This is a genomic window from Streptosporangium sp. NPDC002721 (genome assembly GCF_042888905.1).
Lineage (GTDB): Bacteria > Actinomycetota > Actinomycetes > Streptosporangiales > Streptosporangiaceae > Streptosporangium.
The window spans coordinates 60,027-82,175 of sequence record NZ_JBIAQI010000039.1 but is presented as its reverse complement, the minus strand read 5'-3'; the positions used below and the strand labels follow the sequence as shown (position 1 = coordinate 82,175).

The 22,149-nt window shown below is 71.5% G+C and carries 19 protein-coding genes, 1 tRNA gene, 1 pseudogene and 2 riboswitches; of the genes and pseudogenes, 7 read left to right on the top strand and 14 right to left on the bottom strand.

What is annotated here, in order from left to right:
* Positions 1 to 295: 295 nt before the first annotated feature.
* The 3 genes from ACFYWM_RS39725 to ACFYWM_RS39715 all read left to right on the top strand — a co-directional run bounded on the left by ACFYWM_RS39725 (position 296) and on the right by ACFYWM_RS39715 (position 2,774).
* Positions 296 to 1,474: a pyridoxal-phosphate dependent enzyme gene (locus tag ACFYWM_RS39725; protein WP_389925424.1), complete on the top strand. Its 1,179-nt coding sequence runs from the start codon at positions 296 to 298 to the stop codon at positions 1,472 to 1,474.
* 123 nt (positions 1,475 to 1,597) lie between these two features.
* On the top strand, positions 1,598 to 2,365 hold the full coding sequence (locus tag ACFYWM_RS39720; RefSeq protein WP_389925422.1) for a toxin glutamine deamidase domain-containing protein: 768 nt from the start codon (positions 1,598 to 1,600) through the stop codon (positions 2,363 to 2,365).
* Positions 2,366 to 2,504: 139 nt separating this feature from the next.
* A complete protein-coding gene (locus ACFYWM_RS39715; protein WP_389925419.1) occupies positions 2,505 to 2,774 on the top strand; it encodes a hypothetical protein in 270 nt (89 codons plus the stop codon).
* A 276-nt stretch (positions 2,775 to 3,050) separates the two neighbouring features.
* Here the strand turns inward: ACFYWM_RS39715 and ACFYWM_RS39710 are convergent, their stop codons facing one another.
* The 8 genes and pseudogenes from ACFYWM_RS39710 to bcp form a co-directional block, all read right to left on the bottom strand.
* The gene (locus tag ACFYWM_RS39710; protein ID WP_389925416.1) at positions 3,051 to 5,567 is read right to left on the bottom strand and encodes an ABC transporter permease; all 2,517 of its coding nucleotides are present in this window, start codon (positions 5,565 to 5,567) and stop codon (positions 3,051 to 3,053) included.
* A 1-nt stretch (position 5,568) separates the two neighbouring features.
* A complete protein-coding gene (locus ACFYWM_RS39705) occupies positions 5,569 to 6,339 on the bottom strand; it encodes an ABC transporter ATP-binding protein (RefSeq protein ID WP_389925413.1) in 771 nt (256 codons plus the stop codon).
* 308 nt (positions 6,340 to 6,647) lie between these two features.
* Positions 6,648 to 7,208, bottom strand: a complete 561-nt coding sequence (locus tag ACFYWM_RS39700) for a DUF1707 domain-containing protein (RefSeq protein WP_389925410.1) — start codon at positions 7,206 to 7,208, stop codon at positions 6,648 to 6,650.
* A gap of 9 nt (positions 7,209 to 7,217) precedes the next feature.
* Entirely contained in the window at positions 7,218 to 7,883 is a 666-nt protein-coding gene (locus ACFYWM_RS39695; RefSeq protein ID WP_389925432.1) for a response regulator, read from the bottom strand.
* 23 nt (positions 7,884 to 7,906) lie between these two features.
* The gene (locus ACFYWM_RS39690; RefSeq protein ID WP_389925407.1) at positions 7,907 to 9,106 is read right to left on the bottom strand and encodes a sensor histidine kinase; all 1,200 of its coding nucleotides are present in this window, start codon (positions 9,104 to 9,106) and stop codon (positions 7,907 to 7,909) included.
* Between the two features lie 744 nt (positions 9,107 to 9,850).
* Positions 9,851 to 9,923, bottom strand: a tRNA-Leu gene (locus ACFYWM_RS39685).
* 28 nt (positions 9,924 to 9,951) lie between these two features.
* Positions 9,952 to 10,092, bottom strand: a pseudogene (locus tag ACFYWM_RS39680) (HNH endonuclease); the annotation flags it as partial.
* Positions 10,093 to 10,462: 370 nt separating this feature from the next.
* Positions 10,463 to 10,927 (bottom strand): thioredoxin-dependent thiol peroxidase, encoded by a 465-nt coding sequence (bcp, locus tag ACFYWM_RS39675; protein ID WP_389925405.1) that lies wholly within the window; start codon positions 10,925 to 10,927, stop codon positions 10,463 to 10,465.
* A gap of 109 nt (positions 10,928 to 11,036) precedes the next feature.
* On the opposite strand from bcp, the gene ACFYWM_RS39670 reads away from it, so the two are divergent.
* Together ACFYWM_RS39670 and ACFYWM_RS39665 are read left to right on the top strand one after the other, a co-directional pair.
* Complete coding sequence (locus ACFYWM_RS39670; RefSeq protein ID WP_389925402.1) at positions 11,037 to 11,369, top strand: DUF3618 domain-containing protein; 333 nt, start codon at positions 11,037 to 11,039, stop codon at positions 11,367 to 11,369.
* 120 nt (positions 11,370 to 11,489) lie between these two features.
* Complete coding sequence (locus tag ACFYWM_RS39665) at positions 11,490 to 11,993, top strand: hypothetical protein (RefSeq protein ID WP_389925400.1); 504 nt, start codon at positions 11,490 to 11,492, stop codon at positions 11,991 to 11,993.
* Between the two features lie 219 nt (positions 11,994 to 12,212).
* Here the strand turns inward: ACFYWM_RS39665 and ACFYWM_RS39660 are convergent, their stop codons facing one another.
* A complete protein-coding gene (locus ACFYWM_RS39660; protein ID WP_389925397.1) occupies positions 12,213 to 13,406 on the bottom strand; it encodes an amino acid deaminase/aldolase in 1,194 nt (397 codons plus the stop codon).
* A 149-nt stretch (positions 13,407 to 13,555) separates the two neighbouring features.
* On the opposite strand from ACFYWM_RS39660, the gene ACFYWM_RS39655 reads away from it, so the two are divergent.
* Entirely contained in the window at positions 13,556 to 14,206 is a 651-nt protein-coding gene (locus ACFYWM_RS39655; protein WP_389925394.1) for a DUF6286 domain-containing protein, read from the top strand.
* Between the two features lie 227 nt (positions 14,207 to 14,433).
* Here ACFYWM_RS39655 and ACFYWM_RS39650 read toward each other — a convergent pair whose 3' ends face one another.
* The 5 genes from ACFYWM_RS39650 to ACFYWM_RS39630 all read right to left on the bottom strand — a co-directional run bounded on the left by ACFYWM_RS39650 (position 14,434) and on the right by ACFYWM_RS39630 (position 20,760).
* A complete protein-coding gene (locus ACFYWM_RS39650; protein WP_389925391.1) occupies positions 14,434 to 16,398 on the bottom strand; it encodes a hypothetical protein in 1,965 nt (654 codons plus the stop codon).
* 343 nt (positions 16,399 to 16,741) lie between these two features.
* The gene (locus ACFYWM_RS39645; protein ID WP_389925388.1) at positions 16,742 to 18,118 is read right to left on the bottom strand and encodes an L-serine ammonia-lyase; all 1,377 of its coding nucleotides are present in this window, start codon (positions 18,116 to 18,118) and stop codon (positions 16,742 to 16,744) included.
* A gap of 72 nt (positions 18,119 to 18,190) precedes the next feature.
* Positions 18,191 to 18,583 carry a glycine cleavage system protein GcvH gene (gene gcvH, locus ACFYWM_RS39640; RefSeq protein ID WP_389925385.1) on the bottom strand — a complete coding sequence of 131 codons (393 nt, stop codon included), beginning with the start codon at positions 18,581 to 18,583 and terminating at the stop codon, positions 18,191 to 18,193.
* On the bottom strand, positions 18,580 to 19,671 hold the full coding sequence (gene gcvT, locus ACFYWM_RS39635; RefSeq protein ID WP_389925382.1) for a glycine cleavage system aminomethyltransferase GcvT: 1,092 nt from the start codon (positions 19,669 to 19,671) through the stop codon (positions 18,580 to 18,582). Before gcvT ends, gcvH begins: the two co-directional genes overlap by 4 nt.
* Before the next feature lie 40 nt (positions 19,672 to 19,711).
* A riboswitch (glycine riboswitch) is annotated at positions 19,712 to 19,796 on the bottom strand.
* Between the two features lie 2 nt (positions 19,797 to 19,798).
* A riboswitch (glycine riboswitch) is annotated at positions 19,799 to 19,897 on the bottom strand.
* 167 nt (positions 19,898 to 20,064) lie between these two features.
* The gene (locus tag ACFYWM_RS39630; protein WP_389925379.1) at positions 20,065 to 20,760 is read right to left on the bottom strand and encodes a gamma-glutamyl-gamma-aminobutyrate hydrolase family protein; all 696 of its coding nucleotides are present in this window, start codon (positions 20,758 to 20,760) and stop codon (positions 20,065 to 20,067) included.
* A 331-nt stretch (positions 20,761 to 21,091) separates the two neighbouring features.
* Between ACFYWM_RS39630 and ACFYWM_RS39625 the strand changes: the two genes are divergently transcribed.
* The gene (locus ACFYWM_RS39625; RefSeq protein WP_389925375.1) at positions 21,092 to 22,111 is read left to right on the top strand and encodes a LacI family DNA-binding transcriptional regulator; all 1,020 of its coding nucleotides are present in this window, start codon (positions 21,092 to 21,094) and stop codon (positions 22,109 to 22,111) included.
* Positions 22,112 to 22,149: the final 38 nt, after the last annotated feature.

The window sequence follows — 22,149 nt, the reverse complement described above, 5'->3', positions numbered from 1 at the left end:
CAGCACAATCCCATCCCGCAGACACTTACCGCTTAACCTGCAGAAACAGGATCACGCGAAGGTCAACTCATACACCACTTCGCTGGACGTGACCCGGCCGAGTCCGGGACTTTCGTAACCTCAAGCGAGGATCACCCCCGCGTATGCGAGGCCGACTACAGGCCAGGCAGGTCCTCGATAGGGCAGATGGGGCCAACCCCGCGCATGCGGGACCGAAGCGAAGAAGCGCCGGAAGCTGTGGGCAGTGTACGGGCTATCCCCAGGTACGCAGGAGTGATCAGTAGGATTCGTGCGTGTGAACGGTCCTTCGCTTGCTCTTCGTCAGCGTTCGCTCGGTGACGCCTCGGTCGAGTTCCCGCTGTTCCCGCCGTTGACCCGGGGTTGTCCCCTGACGAGCACGAGCGAGATCGCCTACCCGCTGGACGTCGTCTACGACTACGCGCGGGTGGACGGGAGCCTGTTCGACCAGGAGCCCGGGCCGGACATCGCGCGGTGGTCGCCGTTGCTGCCGCCGCTGGACGCGCCCACGCTGGGGGAGGGCGGGACGCCGCTGGTGAAGGTCGGCGACGTCTACGTCAAGGACGAGTCGAGCAACCCCACCTGGTCGCACAAGGACCGGCTCAACCGCGTCACCGTCAGCGCCGCCGTCGCCTGCGGGGCGCCCGGGGTGGTCGTGGCGTCGTCCGGCAATCACGGGGCCTCGGCCGCCGCGTACGCCGCTCGCGCCGGGCTGCGCGCCATCGTGCTGACCTCGGCCGACTCTCCGCCGGCCGTGCAGGCGTTCACCCGGGCGTACGGCGCCACGGTCGTGTCCGTGCCGGTCGAGAGGCGCTGGCCGCTGCTGCGGGAGATCGTGGACCGGCTCGGCTACCACCCGGTCAGCAACCAGACCGTGACGCACACCGGCCACCCGTTCGGGCCCGAGGGCTACAAGACGATCGCGTACGAGCTGTTCCTGCAGCTCGGGGAGGTGCCGGCGGCGGTGTTCGCGCCCACGGGCTACGCCGAGCTGCTGTACGGGGTGTGGAAGGGCTTCGTGGAGCTGCGGCTGCTCGGGGTGGCCGGGCGGACGCCGCGGGTCTTCTCCTGCGAGACGGTGGCCGGCGGGCCCCACGCGCGGGCGCTGGCCACCGGCGCGCCCGCCGCGATCGTCGAGGCGGGCCCCAGCGACGCGTACTCCATCGGCGGGCCGGTCGGCGGGTACCGGGGCGTGGTGGCGGTACGCGACAGCGGTGGCGAGGCGGTGCTGGTGACCGACGACGAGCTGCGGGCGGCGCAGCGCGACCTCGCCCGCCAAGGGCTGTGGCAGGAGCTGTCGGGGGTCGCGGGGCTGGCGGCGTACCGGAAGCTGCGGCGCGACTTCGACGGGCCGGTGGTGTGCGTGGCGACCTCCAGCGGGTTCAAGGACGTCGGGGTCGGCTCGCGGAGCTACCCGGCCGTGGAGCACCCGACGGTGGACGACCTCATGCCCTGAGCGGCCGCGCTTCTCCGCTGCCCCATCCCGGGGCGGGCGCCGGGCTTGTAAATGGTCAACTCCTCGGTGTCGCGGAGGGGGCCGCCCTACTATCTGGCTCCCAGGGATGGCGACGGGGGAGCCGTGAACGAGTGGAGTCTGGCCTCGGGGGTCTACAACCCCGTGGTGACGGTCGACGGGCAGCGGTGGCGGGACTTCGAGCTGGAGGTCCAGGTGCCGGTCGTGGCACCGGCGCCGCGCGAGCGCGAACGTGAGCGGGAGCGGGAGCGGATGCGCTGGGGTCCGGCGCGGCTGGACCAGTGCAGGCCGTACGGGGTGGCGGGCGGGCTGGCCAGGCCCGATCCGCAGACCGAGGAGGACATGCTGCGGGCCGTACCCCTCACCGAGCAGGGCACCCCGCGCCGCTTCCCCGACCCGCGCGGCATGTGGATCAGACTGATCAACGGGACCGGCCCGGCGGACGACCCGTTCCGGGCGACCAACGCGATCGACTGCGCCCTGTCGGTGCTCTCCACCTGGTACGGCTCCCCGGCGGTGGCCGCGCCCCGCAGGCCCGAGTACGACCGGGTGGGCAAGCCGCTGCTCAGCGGGGAGGCCGGGGGAGTGGCGAGGGCGGAACGGTGGCTGGGCCAGCGGTTCCAGTACGTGGGGCAGGGGCGCCACTCCTACCTCCCGATCGCGCAGGCGCTGCTGGCCGGGGGGCACGGTTCCTCGGCGGTCATCGTCAACCGCTGGCCGGCCGGGGGCAGCCACGCGTGGAACGCGGTGAACTTCGACGGCGAGGTGATCTGGATCGACGCGCAGCGGGGGCACATGGCGGTGGAGCCGCCGTACGAATCGGTGACCGGGGTGTTCTGCGTCGTGATCGACAGGGCGGGGCGGCGGCTGTGACACCTTCCCCGGCGCCTGCCGCGACGCTTCACCGGTCGCGCTCCGTGGCGCTTCACCGGACCCCTTTCGCGGAGCCTTCCCCGGTGCTCCTCCCCGCGCAGGCGGGTCCCCGCGAGACGAGTGAGACGAGGAGGACGGCGTGAACCCGGACCAGGCGAGGGCGGTGGCGGAGGAGTACTTCAACGGGGTCCGCGGCCCCGGCTCCGCCGTCGAGATCAGGATCTACGCCTTCAACGAGGGCTATGTCGCCTGGTCGAACGAGCCCGAGTCCGACGATCCCGGCGTGCTGCCCGACACCGTCGGCTCCGGGTGCGTGGTCATCGACAGGGCCACCGGCGAGATCGTCATCCGGCCGCTGCTCAACCCCGAGACCGTGGCCGAGCAGTGGCCGGGACGCCGCCCCCGATAGCGAGACGTCCCGGCCACCGGGCCCGGCCCGCGTGCGGTCGGGCCGGGCCCCGGCGGGATCGGGCGCGGTACCGCTCAGCCCTCCCTGAGCGCCCACGAAGCCCCGGCCCCGCCCCGGTCTCGCCACAGCCTCCGGTGCCCCCACGGAGCCCCGATCTCGCCCTGGCCTCCGGGGTGCCTACGGAGCTCCGATCTCGCCCTGGCCTCCGGGGTGCCTACGGAGCTCCGGTCCCGCTACGGACTCCGGGGTGCCTACGGAGCCCCGGCCCGGCCGTGCTCAGCCGCTCGCGAGCGCGCCCACGACCGAGGCGCGGGCCGCGCGCCGGGCGGGCAGGACGGCGGCGAGCACCCCGGCCAGGCCGGACAGGGCCACGAACGACAGGATCTGCGGCACCGGCAGCTGGAAGATGACGTTGTCGGTCATCGTCCGCGCGGCGGCCCAGCCGAACGCGATGCCGAGCACCACGCCGACCAGCGCGCCGATGAGGCCGAGCACCAGCGCCTCGACCGAGAGCATCCGCCGCAGCTGGGGCCGGGTCAGGCCGAGCGCCCGCAGCAGCGCGGACTCGCGGGTGCGCTCGTGGACCGACAGGGAGAGCGTGTTCGCGATGCCCAGCAGGGAGATGAGCACCGCCAGGCCGAGCAGCCCGGTGATGATCATCAGCATCATGTCGAGCGCCTCGTCGAACTCGCCCCGCATCGCCGTCGAGCTGAGGACCTTCGCCGTCGGGTACGCCTCCGTCGCCGCCTCGACCGCCGCGAGCGCCCGATCAGGCTCCACGCCGTCCCGGTGCTTGATCATCACCCGGCTGTCGCCGACCGCGCCGAAGTAGCGGTCGAACTCCCCCTCGGGCACCGTCACGGCGGCGAGGCTCGCGTCGACGTCGGAGATGCCCGCGACCGTCAGTTCGACCGCGCCCGCCTTCGCCGTCCGTACGGTGATCCGGCCGCCGACCCCGACCTTGAGCCGCTCGGCGACGCGCTCGGCGACGAGCGCGGTCCCCGGCCCGAGCCGGTCGAGCGAGCCCGCGTCGAGCGGCGGCTTGAAGCCCGGGGCCGGGGTGAACGTCCCCACGTCATACTGTGCGGTCCCGGTCGCGAGCCGGGCGGTGGTCTCGCGGAAGGCGATGACCGAGGCGAGCTCGGGCCTGGTCCGCAGGTCCTCGGCGATCGCGCGGGGCAGGCCCGCGTCGCGCTCCTGGGTCTGCACCATGTAGTCGAAGGGGAACTGCTCGTCGAGCTGGTGGGTGTACGTCACCCGTACGGTGCCGGTGACGACGGAGATGACCGTCATCAGCGTCACGCCCACGGTGAGCGCCACGGTGGTGGTCGCCGACCGCTTCGGGTTGCGCCGGGAGTTGTCCACGGCCAGCCTGCCGGGCACCCCGAAGATTTTCGCGGGCACCCACCCCGCGAACGCCGACAGCGGCCTGACGATCACCGGCCCGAGGGTCAGCACCGCCAGGAAGACGAACGAGCAACCGGCCATGACCACCACGAGGGCGGTCTCGCCGGGCCGCATGGACATCCCGGCCACCGTGACGCCTACGCCCGCGACCAGGAACAACCCGGCGAAGATCATCCGTACCAGACCGGTCCTGAAGGTCTGCTCCTCGGCCTGCGAGCGCAGCGCCGCGATCGGCGCCACCCGCGTCGCCGCCCGCGCGGGCAGCAGCGCCGCGACGACCGTGACCGTGAGGCCGATGACCAGGCCCAGGGCGACGGTACGCGGCGTCAGGGCGACGGGGACGTCCGAGGGCAGCGGCGCGCCGAACGCCGTCAGCACGACGAGCGCCCCCGCGCCCAGACCGGCGCCGAGCAGCAGGCCGAGCACCGACGACAGCAGGCCGACCACGGCCGACTCCAGCACGATCGACCCGAAGACCTGCCCGCGCGTCGCCCCGACGCACCGCAGGAGCGCCATCTCGCGGGTCCGCTGGGCCACCAGGATGTTGAAGGTGTTGTAGATGACCAGCGCGGCCACGAACATCGCCACCACGCCGAACAGCAGCAGGCCCAGCATCAGGAAGTCGCTGTTGGCGCCGTTGGACCTGGCCAGGTCCGCGGCGTACCGCTCACCGGTCTTCACCTCGTGACCCGCGCCCACGGCCGCGGCGACCGAGCCGCGCAGCGCCTCCTGGGTGACGCCCTCGGCGGCGGAGACGTCGACCTCCCGGTACCCCTTCTGCCCGGTCATCGCCTTGGCCGTGTCCGTGGTGTAGCCGACCGCGCCGAAGTAGCCGAGCTCCTGGTCCAGGCCGAGGTCGAACAGGCCCACCAGCGTGAACTCGTGCCGGACGTCCTTGGCGTCGAGCACCGCGATGACGTCGCCGAGCCTGAAACCCCTGGTCCTGGCGGTGTCCTCGTCCAGCACGGCCTGCGTCGCGGTTTTCGGGGCCGCGCCGCTCACGATCGAGGTACGGTTCAGCTCGCCCTCGGGCAGCGAGATCCCGGCGGTGGGGAAGTCACCGGCGACCTTGCCCTTCTTGTCGAGCAGGGCGGAGGTGCCCCGCACCAGCCCCTGGGCGTCGGCCACGCCCGCCACGGCGCGCACCTTCTCCAGCGTCGCCTCGGAGACGACCGGGGCCTCCTCGCCGCCGCCCCCGTCCCGGGGGATCACGGCGACGTCGATCCTGTCGGCCGCCGCCGAGAACTTCTGGGTGAAGCCCGCCTCGATGGTGTCGGTCAGCACGAACGTGCCCGCGATGAAGCCCACCCCCAGCGCGATCGCCAGCGACGTCAGCACCAGCCGCAGCCGGTGCGCCCGCAACCCGGCCAGCGTCGTCCTCAGCACCTCACGCCTCCAGCTTCATCAGCGTGTCCAGCACCGACTGCGGCGTCGGCCCGGTCAGCTCGCTGACCAGCAGGCCGTCACGGAGGAAGACCACGCGGTCGGCGTACGAGGCCGCCACCGGGTCATGGGTGACCATCACGATCGTCTGGTCGAGCTCGCGTACCGACATCCGCAGGAAGGACAGCACCTCGGCGCCACTGCGTGAGTCCAGGTTGCCGGTGGGCTCGTCGGCGAAGATGACCTGCGGCCTGCTGACCAGGGCGCGGGCGACCGCGACGCGCTGCTGCTGGCCGCCCGACAGCTCCGTGGGCCGGTGGCCCAGCCGGTCGCGCAGGCCCATGGTCTCCACGACCCGGTCGAACAGCGCGGGGTCGGCCAGCCGCCCGGCGATCTCCAGCGGGAGCCGGATGTTCTGCTCGGCCGTCAGCGTCGGCAGCAGGTTGAACGCCTGGAAGACGAAGCCGATCCGCTCGCGGCGGAGCATGGTGAGCTGCTTGTCGTTGAGCCCGGTCAGCTCCACGTCCCCGATGCGCACCTGCCCGCCGCTCACCGTGTCCAGCCCGGCCAGGCAGTGCATCAGCGTGGACTTGCCCGACCCCGAGGGGCCCATGATCGCGGTGAAGGCGCCCGCGGAGAAGGTGATGTCCACCCCTCGCAGCGCGTGCACGGCGGTGTCCCCCCGGCCGTACACCTTGGTGAGACCGCTGGCCGTCACGGCCGGCACCGCGCTTCCGCGCGCGTCCCACGCCCCGACATCTCCGGTGATGGTCACGGCAGCTCTCCTCAACAACGTATGGCGTTATGACTGACCAAACGGTATTGGTGAGGAAATAGGGATTCATCAGGCATTAAGCCGGTCTTGCGATGCGTTGGAGGGGTCCGGAGAAGGACGGGCGCGACCTCCGTCGTAGCGCCGCCTCGGCCATTCGGCCGAGGCGCCCGGGGCAGCCGGAGGGGCGGGGTCTCGCCTCTGGCGGGTTTCCCTCTCAGCCCCAGGCTCAGCTCTCAGCCCCAGGCTCAGCCCTCAGCCCTCAGCCCCGGCCAAAATACCTCCGGGTCTGCCCGTGCTCTCGTCCGGCGCTATTTCCGGGGGTATTTGATCTTGAGGCTGCCCATGCCGACCTTGCCGGTGACGCGCAGCACCGGCGCGTCCGGACGGCCCGGGTCGGTGGCCTTGTTGGTGATCGTGCCCATGCTCGTCGTCAGCGAGTCGACCCACACGGTCCACCCCCGCGGCACGATCACCAGGATGTTGCCCATCCCGCAGGACGCCTCCAGCAGCACCTCGCGGTGCGAGCACACCGCCCCGGTGAAGTCGATCTTCACGCTGCCCGCGGCGCAGCTCGCCACGATGTGCGCGGGCACCACCCAGTAGTCCTTCTGCTGCACGTGCCCGTGCTTCGTCCGCAGCTCCAGGACCCCGCCCACGCCGCCCGGCGCGACGGGCGCGGACCTGTCACGCGGCAGGTCGGCGGTGAGGGCCCTCAGGTCGTCGTACGTCCTGGCGGCCTGCGTCCGCTCGATCCGCTCCTCCAGCTCCTCAAGCGTGATCCGCCCCTCTCCGGCGGCCACGCGCAGCTGCTCGATAACCACGTCCCGGTCGGCGTGCGACGCGCGGAGCTGACCGTCAGGGTGCGTCATGAGGTCATGCTAGTCGGCGGAATGCGGGGTTACGATTCCTGATTCATAGGCATATACGACGACTTGCGCTCGGTCCCTCAGGCTCAGCTTGGCGAGGATCCGGCCCAGGTGCGTCTTGACCGTCGCCTCCGCCAGCTCCAGCCGACCGGCGATCTCCGTGTTCGACAACCCCCTGGCCACCAGCACCAGCACCTCCCGCTCCCGCGCGGTCAACCCGGTCAGCACCGCGGGCTCGGCCGCCCCCGCCGAGGGAAGGTGCACCGCGAAACGCTCCAGCAACCGCCGCGTCGTGCTCGGCGCCACCACCGCGTCCCCGCTGTGCACCGACTGGATCGCGCTCACCAGATCGGCGGGCGGCACGTCCTTCAGCAGGAACCCCGACGCCCCCGCCTTCAACGCCGCGAACGCGTACTCGTCCAGGTCGAACGTGGTCAGGATCAGCACCCGGGGCCCGCCGGCCGTCGAACGGATCAGCCGTGTCGCCTCCACCCCGTCCATGACCGGCATCCGCACGTCCATCAGCACAACGTCGACGGCGACCGTCCGCAGCCTCTCCACCGCCGCCGCCCCGTTGCCCGCCTCCGCGACGACCTCGATCCCGGGATGGGCGCCGAGAACCATCCGGAACCCGGTGCGCAGCAGCTCCTGGTCGTCGACGAGCATCACTCGGATCACCTGATCGTCCACCGCGTGCCCCGTCAAGCCGCCCGACCCGCCCCGGTGTCGCCGATCGGCAACCGCGCCACCACCCGGAACCCGCCGCCCGGACCGGGCCGCGCCTCCACGCTCCCGCCGAACAGCGCGACCCGCTCCCGCATGCCGACCAGGCCGTGCCCGCCCTCGCGCTCCGGCGTCGCCGTGCCGCGACCGTCGTCGGTCACCCGCAAGAGCAGCTCCCGCACGCCGTACTCCATCTCGACCGTGGCCCTGCTGTCCGGGCCGCCATGCTTGAGGGTGTTGGTGAGGGCCTCCTGCACGATCCGGTAGACCGTCAGCTGCTCCCCCTCGGGAAGCTCCCGGGGAACGCCGGACACCCGCAGCTCCACCGGCAACCCCGACTCCCGTACCTGCGCCAGCAGACCGTCCAGCTGCGACAGGCTCGGTTGCGGAGCGTACTCCTCCTCCACACCGTCGGCCCGCAACACGCCCACCATCCGCCGCATCTCGGCCAGCGCCCTGCGCCCGGTGGCGGAGACCGCCTGCATCGCCCTGCGCGCCTGCTCGGGATCACCGTCGATCGCGTACGCCGCCCCGTCGGCCTGCACGATCATCACACTCACGTTGTGCGCGACCACGTCGTGCAGCTCACGGGCGATCCGGGCCCGCTCCGCCGCCGCCGCCAGCCTGGCCTGCTGGTCACGCTCCCGCTCCGCCCGCTCGGCCCGCTCCTCCAGGCCCTCCAGGTAACGGCGACGGGTGTTCGCGTAGATCCCCGCCATCCAGATCGCGGCCGCGAACGCCGAGGCGGTGGCGAAGGCACGCGGGTCGAACCCCCAGGGAACCCGCCCGAACACCAGGAACAACCCCAGCTCCACCACCAGACCCGCCCCGACCGCCCAGCGCAGCGGGCGCCGCGACGCCACGCCGTACATCGCGACGAGCACCGAGACGTTGAAGAACAGGGCCTGCACCCCGAGGAGCCACTGGACGAAGGAGGTCAGCGAGACGATCGCGAAGACCGCGACGGGACGCTGGCGCAGCCAGAGCAGCGGCACGAACAACAGCAGCGTCAGCCCCGCGAACCCCCACAACCCGAGCCGCTCCGCGCCCCAGGCCACCACGTCGATCACCCCGACGGTCCAGACGTTGAGCAGCGAGACCAGCAGGAACGGAGTCAGCCACAGGGCGTCCGTGATCCTGGGATGGCGCCCGCTCCAGGCGCGTAGTCTGCCGAACACATCACCACGATATGTATACGCAGCTCAGCGCCCTTCCCCCTAAAGGTGGAACCCGGTGTACGACTCAGGTCGCACATCGGATCGGGCATCGAGTCAGGTATCGAGCCGGGCGTCGAACCGGTTGACGGGCACGGCTTACGCGGCCTTTACGGTCACCGGGGCACCATGGTTTCCGGGAGCACCCTGTGGGGTGAATAAAGGGAGATTGTTTGTGGTGATCAATCACAACGACGCCAGGTCGCGCGGCCACGAGGATGGGCCGCGCGACCTGACGGTTTTCCCCCGCCGGGCCGGATGGTGTTACGCCGACAGGTGCCGGGCCCGCTCCGACGTTCCGGTGATCTGATCCGATCGCCGGATCACCCGAGCGGATCCCCGGGATTCCTTTCCCCGGGATTCCTTGTTCGGCATTCGGCGGTGAGCATCGTGCCGTCCCGGGCGACGCGGCCGGACGGGGCCGGGCCCTGTGCGGGCGACATGCCGGAGCCGCCTCCCACGACGAGGTCACGCGAACCCGGATCCCCGTTCCCGTCCCCACTCCCGCCCGCCGCGCCCGACGCGGCGGCGCGGTCGTCTTCGAGGACGGATTCGCGCAACAACTGAATGGCCCTGCGTATGACCGCGGATCTCGACACGAAGCGTTTCTCGCTCCGGCAGTATTCTATGAAGAATGAATCCTGGGGCGATATCGTTACGCTGGTGTCTATTGATTTTGTGTCGACCGGTTGGCTTTTAATTGTTTTGTGGGGTCGACGGGATTCGAACCCGCTCTGTACGACTCCTAAAATCGCCGCCTCTACCGTTGGGCTACGACCCCTGTTTTTTCCTGCGAAATTCTCTGTCTGTGAATGGCAATTGGGGCAGAGGAAGCGCAGGTTTTCTTTTCTGTTGTCCAGCCAGTCGCCATTGATGTGGTCGACGTGCAGGGTCAATGCCTGACCCTGCCAGGCGCCCTCGATCCTACATCCCGCACAGCGGTACGGCATCCCGATCTCGATCAAGGTGCGCCTGAGCTGCCCGGGATTGGGGCGTGGGCTGCCTTCCGGTCGCATGACGAGAACCTGTTCCGGGCGACGGCGCCGCGGAGAGGGCTTCCCTCTGTTGGGGGAGACCCTGCGAAAATGCGAGGTGTCGATTCCGAAGTGCTTCAGCTGGCGGCTGATGTGGGTGTAATTGCCGCCCGCGATGGTGATGCCGAGACGGCGGAGGACGTCGGCGATGCTGAGGGAGTCGGCCGCGGCCTCCGCCAGCATTTCGGGGGTGTATTTGTATTTGATGGGCACGCCCCAAGCCTAGGCAATGGGACTGACAATTCTTGGGGCATGCACACGTCGTATTAAATGGCGAAAAAGGGTGTTATTCGACGCCGAGTTCGCGGCGGAGGCGGGCCACGTGGCCGGTCGCCTTCACGTTGTAGAGAGCCTTCTCGATCTTGCCGTCGGCGTCGATGACGAAGGTGGAGCGGATGACCCCGACGGTCGTCTTGCCGTACATCATCTTCTCCCCGTACACCTCGTAGGCCTTGTGGACCTCAAGGGAGGGGTCGGACAGGAGCGGGAAGGTCAGGGCGTCGTGCTCGGCGAACTTGGCGAGCTTGGCCGGGCTGTCCTTCGAGACGCCGAGCACGGTGAACCCGGCCGAGGTCAGCGAGGCGAGGCTGTCGCGGAAGTCGCAGGCCTGCTTGGCGCAGCCGGGGGTCATCGCGGCGGGGTAGAAGTAGAGGATGACGCGCTTGCCGCGGTGTGCCTCCAGCGACACGGTGGTGCCGTCGGCGGCGGGAAGCGCGAAGTCCGGGGCGGGGTCGCCCGGCTCGAGTTTCATGATGTTCCTCCGAGGAAGGGTTCCCCGGTCAACTTACCGGCCTGCCCGAAGTGCCGTGGGCGGGCCGGACCTGACAGACTGATCAATCAAGGAGTAGGGGAGGAGAGCCATGGCGGACACCGATCCCGCGGAGTTGGAGCGGCGGATCGAGCGCACGCGCGCGGAGTTGGCCCAGACGGTGGACGCCATCGCGGACCGGGTGAGCCCCAAGCGGGTCGCGGCACGTGGTGTGGCGAAGGTCAGGGCGAACGCGGAGCATCTCGTCGCCCAGGTCGGCGACATGGTGGGCGGCGCGGCGGGGCCGAAGCCGGTCAAGCTCGCCGGCGAGCCCGAGGACCTGTGGGCGGACGACCGGCCGGATCTGGCGCCCATCCTGATCGGGGTGGGGGCGGTGCTGGCGCTCGGCGCGGTGGTCGTGCTGTGGCGGCGCCGCCGTCGCTGACCGGGGGTTTCGACCGCCGCCGATGACCGGTCGGCGGTCCCGAATTGAGTAGGGGTTTACTCATGTGACCTTTTTCCTGCTCGCGGAACATCGCGAGTAGGGAAAAGGAGGGGTAAATCCATGAAGAACATCATTCGTTCCGCGGTCGCGGTGGTGGCGACAACCGGCCTCATGCTGACGGTGGCTCCGGCCGCCTTCGCCACGACGTCCGCGTCCTCGGCGTCCTCGGCGTCCTCGGCGTCCGCGTCGGCACGTGACACCGATGACAGCTTCGAGCAGGAGTCCCGGAACGGCCGGGCCACGCTGGAGGCCGAGTACTCGGTCAGGGGCGACGAGGAGGAGGACAACACGTTCAGGCTGCGGGGCGCGCTGTACGACGGTGACAGGCGCACCCTGCGCCAGGGCGGTCGTTGCGCCTACGTCGAGGTCCAGATCATCTCGTCCGGTGACGAGGACTGGGACGTCGCCAAGCGCGACAGGCTGTGCAGCTACGACGACACCAAGCGCTTCCGCGTCACCGCGCACGATGTCAGTGAGGTGCGGGTCAAGACCTGCCAGGTCAAGTACCGCGGCTCGTCGACCTCCAGCTGCAGCAGGTGGGAGGAGCTCGACCTGGGCTTCTGAGATCCCTCGGAGGCCCGGCCCTCCCCGGGCACGGGAGCACCCCGAGCCCCCGTGCCCGGGAAAGGGGCCGACGACAGGAGACGACAGGAACGGGCACCCGCCGTTGGAACGGCGGGTGCCCGTTTCGCGTACCGGAGAGCGCACAGGACAGACAAAGCGCATACGACAGAGAAAGCGCACGCGACGGAGAGGGAAGAACAGGGCAGAGAGGGAAGCGGGTCAGAGGAAGGTGCGGCCCTCGCCGCGGTAGGTGGGGACCTCGTCCACGACCTCGTCCCCCTCGATCAGGTGCAGGCTCGCGAAGCGCTCGCAGAGCTCGCCCGCCTTGGCGTGCCGGAACCAGACCCGGTCACCGGCGCGCAGGTCCTCGGCGGCCTGCCCGATCAGGGGCGTCTGGACCTCCCCGGCTCCCTCGTCGGTGTCGTAGCGCAGCCCGCACGGCAGGTAGGGCTGGGGCAGGCGGCTGGCGCCGGGGGCGCCGGAGGCGGGGTAGCCGCCGCCGAGGACGGTGACGACGCCGGGAGCGGGGCGGCGTACGACGGGCAGGGCGAAGAGGGCGGCGGGCCTGCCGGTGAAGCCCCGGTAGAAGTCGAACAGGCGGGGGTGGAAGAAGCCGGACCCGGCGGCGATCTCGGTGACGGCCCTCTCCCGGGTGGTCTTCTCGATGCTGCCGGTGCCGCCGCCGTTGACGAACTCCAGGTCGGCGATCTGGCGGACGGCCTGGACGATCCGGCCCCTGCGCGTGATCAGCTCGCGCCGGGACCGGGCCTGCATCAGGCGTACGGCCCGGGTGAGGGCGGGGTTGCCCGGAGCGTCGTCGCCGACCCCGGCGATCTGCGCCTCGTACGCCATCAGTCCCACGAGCCGGAACCCGGGCCGTTTCGCGATCTCGGTGGCCAGGTCGGCGGCCTGGTCGATCTCGCGGACGGGGGAGCGGCGGACGCCCGCCCTGAACCGGCCGCCGAAGGCGAGGTAGCCCGCGTCGACGTCCAGGCAGAGCCGGATCTCGTGGCGGTCGCGGACTCCGGAGACGGCGGCCTCGACGAGGTCCAGGTGCTCGGCGTGGTCCACCATGATCGTGATCTCCCGCGCCGCGACCGGGTCGGTGGCCAGCTCGGCGAGCGCGGCGCGGTCGACGGTGGGGTACGCGACCAGCACGTCCCGCATCCCAGTGGAGACGAGCCAGAGGGCCTCGGGGAGGGTGAAGGCCATGATGCCGGTGAAGCCGTCCATGGCGAGGATGCGTTCGAGCACGGCCCGGGACCTGACGGACTTGCTGGCGACCCTGATCGGCTTGCCCCCGGCCCGGCGGGCCATTCCCTCGGCGTTGGCGCGCAGGGCGGGCAGGTCGAGGACGGCGAAGGGGGGATCCAGGTGCGCTGTGGCCCGGTCGTAGCGCTGGCGGTCGTCCATATCCGCAGGATAACCCGGCCCCAACGAATATGAGAGGTATTCATATTGCCGGACGGGTGGTCAATGCTCCCGCCAGGAGGGTTCCAAGATCGCGTAAGTGGGTGGTTGATCCCCGGCCCGGTCCTGCCCGGACGCGTACACATGACCGAATGACGACTACTCTCCAGGACATCCTGGCGGGCTCGGGAAGCGGCGGCGGCGCGGGGGCCACCACCGGGGGCAAGGCGGCGGCCGAGGAGTTCCAGGACGTCCGGCGCAGGTCGGTACGGCTGCTCAGGCCGGGCAGGACCCCCGCGGGTCTTCCCACGGCCCTCGCGGTGTCCGCGGTGCTGGTGGTCTCGGCCTCGGTGACGGTGGGCCTGCTCACGCGGTCGCCGGTCGCGCGGATCCCCTACCGGCGGCTCGTCAACGGGGTCGGCGCGTGGCACTGGTCGGATCCGGCCACGTTCGCCGCGTCGACGCTCGCCGTGGCGGCGGGCCTGGTGATGCTCGCGCTCGCCGCGCTGCCGGGACGGACCCGGCTGGTGCCGCTGGAGTCGGGGGACCCGCACATGGTGATCGGCATCACCAGGTCCGGGCTCCGCCGCACGCTGCGGGAGGCCGCCGAGGCGGTGGAGGAGGTGAACGGGGCCCGGGTCCGGCTCACGTCGCGGATCGTCGAGGTCACCGTCTTCACCGACGCCGAGCGGACCGGGCCGGTGCTGCGCCGGACGGGCGTGGCGGTGGGCGACCGGCTGGCGGGGCTGGGCGCGATGTGCGCGGGAGACGTCGTCGTACGGCTGCGCAGGAAGAAGGCCTGATGAGGCCCTACCTGGGCAACCGGATCGGCCTGGCCGTCACCGGGGCGGTGCTGGTGTGCGCGGGGCTCTACGCCTTCCTGCGGGGACGCGGTGACATCCCCGGCCAGTCTCCCGGAGCCAGGCTCGTGCGCAAGGGGTTCCCCGGCTGGCTGGCCGCGCACCCGTGGCTGGGCTGGCTGCTGGCGCTGCTGCTGGTGGTGCTGGCACTCCTGGCGGTGCGGTGGCTGCTACACGCCCTGGGATGGGGGCGGTGGGGCGGGCGGACCGGGACGGGGACCGCCATGCTCGGGGTTGCTCTTAAAGAAGTCGAAGGGCTCACCCGTGTTCGCGTCAGGCACGTAAGGCACGAGCGGCTGCGCATCGCGGTGTGCTGCGCGCCCGGGACCGACGTCGGCAAACTCGTCGCGAGGCTGAACAGGGACGCGGTGGGGAAGGTCCGACGGGCGCTCGGGGAGGTAGAACTCGGCGTGCTGGTTCGCCTGCACGTCCGCCGCCGCTGACCTCCCGGACACCGGCCGTTCGCCCGTGCCCCCGAACGCGGGTCGTTCACCCGTCGCGCCGTACACCGGCCGTTCGCCCGTGCTCCCGAACACCGGTCGCTCGCCCGTCGCGCCGTACACCGGGCGGTCCGTCGCGTCCCCGTAGGTGGTGTTCCCGTACGCGGTGCTCCGGTACGCCTGCCCGTCGTACGCCCCGTACCCCGTCTCCCCGACGGGGCTCGCGTACACCGGCCGCTCGGCCGTCGTGTCGTACGGCGGCGGGATCCCGTCGGGGCCCTCGTACGGCGGGCCCTCGTCCGGGTCCCCGGCCGCCGTCGCGGGGGCGTTCTCCCCGTTCCCGGCCTCGGACTCGTTCCTGACCCCGAAGGCCAGTCCGGCGGCCAGGCAGGCCAGCGGGAGGGCGGGGATGACGTAGCGGTGGTCGAAGGCCGCGATGAAGGGCGGCAGGATCAGCAGCATCGTCCCCGCCGCCCAGGGCAGCAGCACCACGCCGCCGAGCCGCCGCAGCCGCGTCAGCACGCCGACCAGGCCGACCAGCAGGATCACCGCGAGGTACGGGCCCCGCACGAAGGCGTACTCCTGGTAGCCGCGCAGCCAGCCCGCGTACGGCTCGACCATCACCGGCGCCCCCGACGTGCCCTGGTAGGCCACGGTCAGCTGCTCGGCGGTCTTGCCCTGCGAGGCGGCCCCCGAGGAGAAGGGCCGCACGGTGTCGGGGAAGACGTAGGCGCTCTGCGGCCCGGGAGCCGGGTAGACGCGCCGGTTCCAGTCGAAGATGTGGGCCGCGTCCGCCAGCCCCGCCCGCAGGAAGTCGAACGGCTGGGCCATGATCGCCTGGGTGGCGAAGGAGCCCGCGAGCGCGTCGCGCTCCGCCCAGCTGCCCTTGACCTTGTTCAGCGGTGACTTGCCGTCCCAGATGTAGACCGGCGGCGCCGCCCGCTGCCCGAGCGGCTCGACGGGGCACAGGGCCGCCTCGGGACCGGCCGGGTGGATCCTGTCGCAGTCGGCGAAGGTCATCGTCCGCGCCCAGAGGAAGGCGTTCCCCCTGGTCAGCCCGAAGTTGCCGTGCTCGGCCCTGAACCAGGCCGCGTACGAGCCCAGGCCGATGGCGGCGGCCAGCGTCGCGGCGGCGACCGCCCGCCACCCGGCCCGGCGGATCACCATGCAGACCAGCGCCACGGCGATCAGCGGCAGCCCGATCGTGCGGGTGACGGTCGCCGCGGCCAGCAGCGCTCCGGCCAGCGCCGCGACCCACGCCGCGGGGCGCCGCCGCCACAGCAGCAGCGTGACCGCCAGCACCGCCAGGAACTGGAAGAGCAGGTCCGCCATGACGAGGTGTTCGAGCTGGAGCTGGTAGGCGTCCAGCAGCACCGGCAGCGTGGCGAGCGTCGCGCCCCACCCCGGCAGCCCGCCCAGCCTGCGCAGCAGCAGGTAGACGCAGACGGCCACGACCAGTCCGAGCAGGTGCTGCACCGCGACCACGGCGGGGACGCTGGCCAGCGGCTTGAGGACCCACAGGAACAGCGCGTAGCCCGCGGGACGGGACTCCAGGGGGCGGGGGTCGAGCCCCGCGTTCAGGTAGACGAAGGAGTCGGCCCAGAACCACAGGGCGGGCCGGTAGCCGAGCATGGCGAGGACCCGCAGGCCGCCACCCGCCAGCAGGGCGGTCATGAAGAGCCAGTGCGACCGCATGAAGCGGAGCACGCGCAGGGGACGGGAGGGGTTCGCGGGGTGCTGGGAGCGACGGGAACGGCTTGCCGGGTGCGTTCCCGTTACCACCGCGACCTCCCGAGTCCCGCGCACATGGCCACCCAGCATAGGCGTGGGATCAGAGGGTCTTGCACGTGATGCGAAATTTGGTAGGGATCGAGTTGTATGTTCCCGGGGGCCTGCGGCTCTGTCCCCCGGCCGGTCAGGGATCCGTGGTCTCCCCGCCGGGACCCCCACGCCGGGGGCCCGTGGCGTCCCGTGCCCGGGCCTCCTGGCAACCGGGAGTCTGTGCCCTTCGTCCCCGGCCCGGTCGCCGAGGGCCCGCTCAGCACTCGATGACGTTCACCGCGAGCCCTCCCCGGCTGGTCTCCTTGTACTTGTCGAGCATGTCGCGCCCGGTGTCGCGCATCGTCTTGATGGCCTTGTCCAGCGAGACGAAGTGGCGGCCGTCGCCGCGCATCGCGATCCTGGCGGCGGCGATGGCCTTGATCGAGGCGACCGCGTTGCGCTCGATGCACGGGATCTGCACCAGGCCGCCGATCGGGTCGCAGGTCAGCCCGAGGTTGTGCTCGATACCGATCTCGGCGGCGTTCTCGACCTGCTCGGGGGTCCCGCCCATCACCTCGGTGAGCCCGGCGGCGGCCATCGAGCAGGCTGAGCCGACCTCGCCCTGGCAGCCGACCTCGGCGCCGGAGATGGAGGCGTTCTCCTTGAACAGCACGCCGATCGCCCCCGCGGTCAGCAGGAAGCGGATCACGCCCTCGTCGTCGGGGTCCTTCGTGAAGCGGTCGTAGTAGGTGAGCACGGCCGGGATGATGCCCGCGGCGCCGTTGGTGGGCGCGGTGACGATGCGGCCCCCGGCGGCGTTCTCCTCGTTGACCGCGAGGGCGAACAGCGAGACCCAGTCCATCGTCTGCAGCGAGTCCTTCTCCGCCGACTCGCTCCGCAGCTGCCGGTGGAGCTGATGGGCGCGGCGGCGGACCTTCAGGCCGCCGGGCAGCACGCCCTCCTTGCCGATGCCGCGCCGCACGCACTCGCTCATGACCCGCCACAGCACGAGCAGCTGTTCGCGGATCTCGGCCTCGGTGCGGCCGAACGCCCGCTCGTTCTCCAGCATCAGCCCGGAGATCGACAGCCCGGTCTCCGCGCACTGGGCGAGCAGCTCCGCGGCCGTGGTGAAGGGGTACGGCAGGACGGTGTCGTCGGGCTTGATCCGGTCGGCGCCGGTGGCGTTCTCGTCGACGACGAAGCCGCCGCCCACCGAGTAGTAGACCTTCTCGCGGATCGTCTCGCCCGACTCGGACAGCGCGGTGAATCGCATGCCGTTGGGGTGACCGGGGAGCGAGATCTTGCGTTCGAAGACGAGATCCTCGCCGATGACGAAGGGGATCTCGCGGGAGCCGTACAGGGAGAGGGTGCCGGACCCGCGCATGGCGGCCAGCCGCTCGTCGACGGTGTCGACGTCGACCAGCTCGGGCTTCTCCCCGGACAGGCCGAGCAGCACGGCCTTGTCGCTGCCGTGGCCCTTGCCGGTCAGGCCCAGCGAGCCGTACAGAATGGCGCTCACCCGGGCGGTCTTCTCCAGCAGCCCGTCCTGGTGGAGGCCGCGGGCGAACTTGTGGGCGGCGGCCATCGGGCCGCCGGTGTGCGAGCTGGACGGGCCGATTCCGATCTTGAAGAGATCGAAGACGCTGATCGTCATCTGAATCCTTCCAGCGTGGACGGCCACGCGCGCCCTCCGGACGCGCGTGGCCGTGACGCGAGGGGGAGAGGCTTAGGACTCACCCGAGGTGAGCGCGGCGTACTCCTCCGGCGACAGCAGGTCGTCGGCGGAGCCCTCAAGGCGTACGCGGAACAGCCAGCCGTCGGCGTAGGGGTCGTTGTTGACCAGCGAGGGGTCGTCCACGACGGCCTGGTTGACCTCGACGACCTCGCCGGAGACCGGCGCGAAGATGTCGCTCACCGACTTGGTCGACTCGACCTCGCCGACCGCGTCACCGGCGGTGATCGTCGAACCGACCTCGGGGAGGATCTGCACGAAGACCACGTCGCCCAGCGCCTCGGCGGCGTAGGCGGTGATCCCGACGGTGAGGGTCAGGCCGTCATCGATGCCGGAGATCCACTCGTGTTCCTTGGTGTAGTGCAGTTCCTCGGGAATGCTGCTCATTTTTTCCTCCTGTAGAAAGGCAGCGCGACGACCTCGACCGGCTCGTGGCTGCCCCTGATGTCGACGGCCAGTCCTGACGACAGGCCGTTGTCCACGTAGGCCATCGCGATGGGCTTACCCAGAGACTGGGAGGGCGCCCCGCTGGTGACCTCGCCGACGACCGTGCCGTCACCGGCGACCACCACCGAATACCCGTGCCGGGGCACCCTGCGGCCGGTCGCGATCAGACCGACCAGGCGGCGGGACGGCGGGACGTCCTCGCGTGATTCGAGGGCGGCCCGGCCGACGAAGTCGCCCGGCTTGTCAAACCTCACCACACGGCCCAGCCCGGCGTCGAACGGGGTCAGCGCGGACGACAGCTCGTTGCCGTACAGCGGCATCCCGGCCTCCAGGCGGAGGGTGTCGCGGGCGGACAGGCCCGCGGGGATCAGGCCGTGCGGCGCGCCCGCCTCGGTGAGGGCGGTCCAGATCGCCTCGGCGTCCCCGGCGGCGACGAACAGCTCGAAGCCGTCCTCGCCGGTGTAGCCGGTACGGGCGATGAGAGCCTCGCGGCCCGCGACGACGGCGGGCAGGCCGGCGTAGTACTTGAGCCCGTCGAGGTCGGCGTCGGTGAGCGTGCCCAGGATCTCCGCGGAGCGCGGGCCCTGGATCGCGACCAGCGCGTACCGCTCGGAGCGGTCGTCCACCGCGGCGTCGAAGTCCTTGGCGCGGCCGGTCAGCTCGGCGGCCACCCGCGGGTAGTTGGAGGCGTTGGCGACGACCATGAACTCGGCGGGGGCGAGGCGGTAGACGATCAGGTCGTCCAGCACGCCGCCCTCGGCGTCGACGATCATCGTGTAGCGGGCACGGCCGGGCTCCAGCGCGGAGAGGTGCCCGACCAGCGCGTAGTCGAGGGCCTCGGCGGCCTGCGGCCCGGTCACGAAGATCTCGCCCATGTGGGAGAGGTCGAACAGGCCGGCCGCCTGGCGGACCGCGTTGTGCTCGGCCGACTCGCTGCCGTAGCGGAGCGGCATCAGCCAGCCCGCGAAGTCGGTCAGCGTCGCGCCGAGGGACTCGTGCACGCCGCGCAGCGGCGTAGGTCGGGACATGTGCGCACCTCAGACAAGGGACAGATGAGAGCATCCTCCCCCTCTGTCGTGGGTGCCTGAGAGTTTCATCCGGGTTTTACCGGACTTTCACCTTCGGCGAGGCCGTGGGACCTGCTTTCCAGAGGCACCTACCCGCACGGTCCTTTGCCTTGAGAGGTTCGCGGGGAGGGCTTGCTCCTTCAGGGGTCCTGGCCTGGGTGTCAGGACGCTCTCCCGCACGGGATTCATCGGTGTCACCGGCCAGCCTAACCGCCCGCACGGGCCGAGCGAAATCCCCCGCGCCCATCGGGGAGGCCGTCTGCGGCCTGCGGGTCCTCCGCCCGCGAGGCCCGGGGTGTCCCGGGGCGGGGTCAGGGGGCGGAGTGCCGGACCAGCGCCTCGAACAGGGCGGGGTCAGGGGGCGGAGTGCCGGACCAGCGCCTCGAACAGGGCCGACTCGTCGTCGGTCTCGGGGTGCCACTGGACGGCGACGGCGAAGGGGTGGTCGTCCACCTCCACGGCCTCGATCGCGCCGTCCTCGGCGTGGGCGGTCACGGTCAGGCCCTCGGCGAGCCGGTCGAGGGCCTGGTGGTGGTAGTGGGCCACGTCCACGGTCTCGGTCCCGAAGATCTTCGAGACCCGGCTGCCGGGGGCGAACCACACCGGCATCCTGCCGTAGCGGCCGGGGGCCGGGGCGTGCCCCGGGTGGCCGACCACGTCGGGCAGGTGCTGGTGGAGGGTGCCGCCCAGCGCGACGTTCAGGATCTGCATGCCCCGGCAGACGCCCAGGAAGGGCAGGCCCCGCTCCAGCGCCGCCCGGACCAGCCCCAGCTCCGCGTCGTCGCGGAACGGCCGGACGTGGCCGGTCCGCTCGTGCGGCTCCTGGCCGTACCGCTCCGGGCCGACGTCCCCGCCGCCGGCCAGGATCAGCCCGTCCAGGCGCTCCACCAGCGTCGCGGGGTCGCCCGCCGGGGGCAGGATCACCGGCTGCCCGCCCGCGCGGGCCACGTGGTCGACGTAGTCGTAGGGCAGGAGGGCGGCGGTCGTCTCCCAGACGGTGAAGCGCGCGGGCTCGACGTAGCAGGTGACACCGATGACGGGACGGGACATGATCTCCTGTTTCGCCGTGCTTCCACCGATGTCCTGGCGCCGTGGGCCCGTCCCGGTGCTCCTCCCGCACGTTACCGGCCGCGGCGGGCCGGCGTGCCGCCGGGGTGCGGGCGACGTCGCGGCACGGGGCGAGGATTAAGTGGTTAAGCGAGCCCGCCGCCGGGGAGCGGGTGCGGCCGTCGCTCCCGGTGTGGCCGGGTGCGTGGATGTCCGGCCGTGACCGCTGCTCACGGCGGGTGGCCTGTCGCCGTGGGGATCATGAAGGATCGGGGCGGGCATAGTAAAGTACGCGGCGGAAACATGTCGGATAACCGGTTCAGGTGGGGGTCTCGTGAAGCGACCGACGATCGCCGACATCGCTCGTCGCGCGGGGGTGTCCAAGGTCGCGGTCTCCTACGCGCTGAACGACCGCCCGGGCGTGTCGGAGGCGAGAAGGAACACCATCAAGGCCATCGCCAGGGAGATCGGCTGGCAGCCCAACAGCGCCGCGCGCGCGCTCAACGGGGCGCGGGCCCGCGCCGTCGGCCTGACCGTGTGCCGCCCGGCGCGGGTGCTGGGGATGGAGCCGTTCTTCATGGAGTTGATCAGCGGCATCGAGAGCGAGCTGTCGGCCCGCTCCTACGCCCTGCTCCTGCAGGTGGTGGCCGACCATCAGCAGGAGACGGAGGTCTACCGCAGGTGGTGGGGGGAGGGCCGCGTCGACGGCGTCATCCTGGTCGACCTGCGCTTCGACGACCCGCGCGTCCCCGAGATCGAGGAGCTGGCCCTGCCGGCCGTGGTGATCGGCCATCCGTCGGGAGCCGGTTCGCTCGCCCCCGTCTGGTCCGACGACGGCGCGGCCGTGCGGGAGACGGTGGAGTATCTCGCCGCGCTCGGCCACCGCAGGATCGCCAGGGTCGCCGGGCTGCCCGCGCTGGTGCACACCGTCCTGCGCGACCGGGCCTTCACCGCCGCGTGCGACGGGCTCGGCCTGGACGGTCACTCCATCGTGCACACCGACTACACCGGCGAGGAGGGCGCGCGGGCCACGCGGCGGCTGGTCAGCGCCGCGAACCGGCCGACGGCGATCGTCTACGACAACGACATCATGGCCGTCGCCGGGCTCTCGGTCGCGCAGGAGATGCGGCTGGAGGTGCCCGCGGACCTGTCCCTCGTGGCGTGGGACGACTCGCCCCTCTCCCAGGTGGTGCGACCGGCCCTCACCGCCCTCGGCCGGGACATCCCCCACTACGGGGCGCAGGCCGCGCGGAGCCTGCTGGCGCTGATCGCCGGCGAGCACGTCACCGGCGTCCAGACCGAGACGGCCAGGCTCACCCCGCGCGGCAGCACGGGCGCGCCGGGCCACCGGTGACGTACGGCACGAGGTGTTGAGGGCGGGGTGTTGAGGGC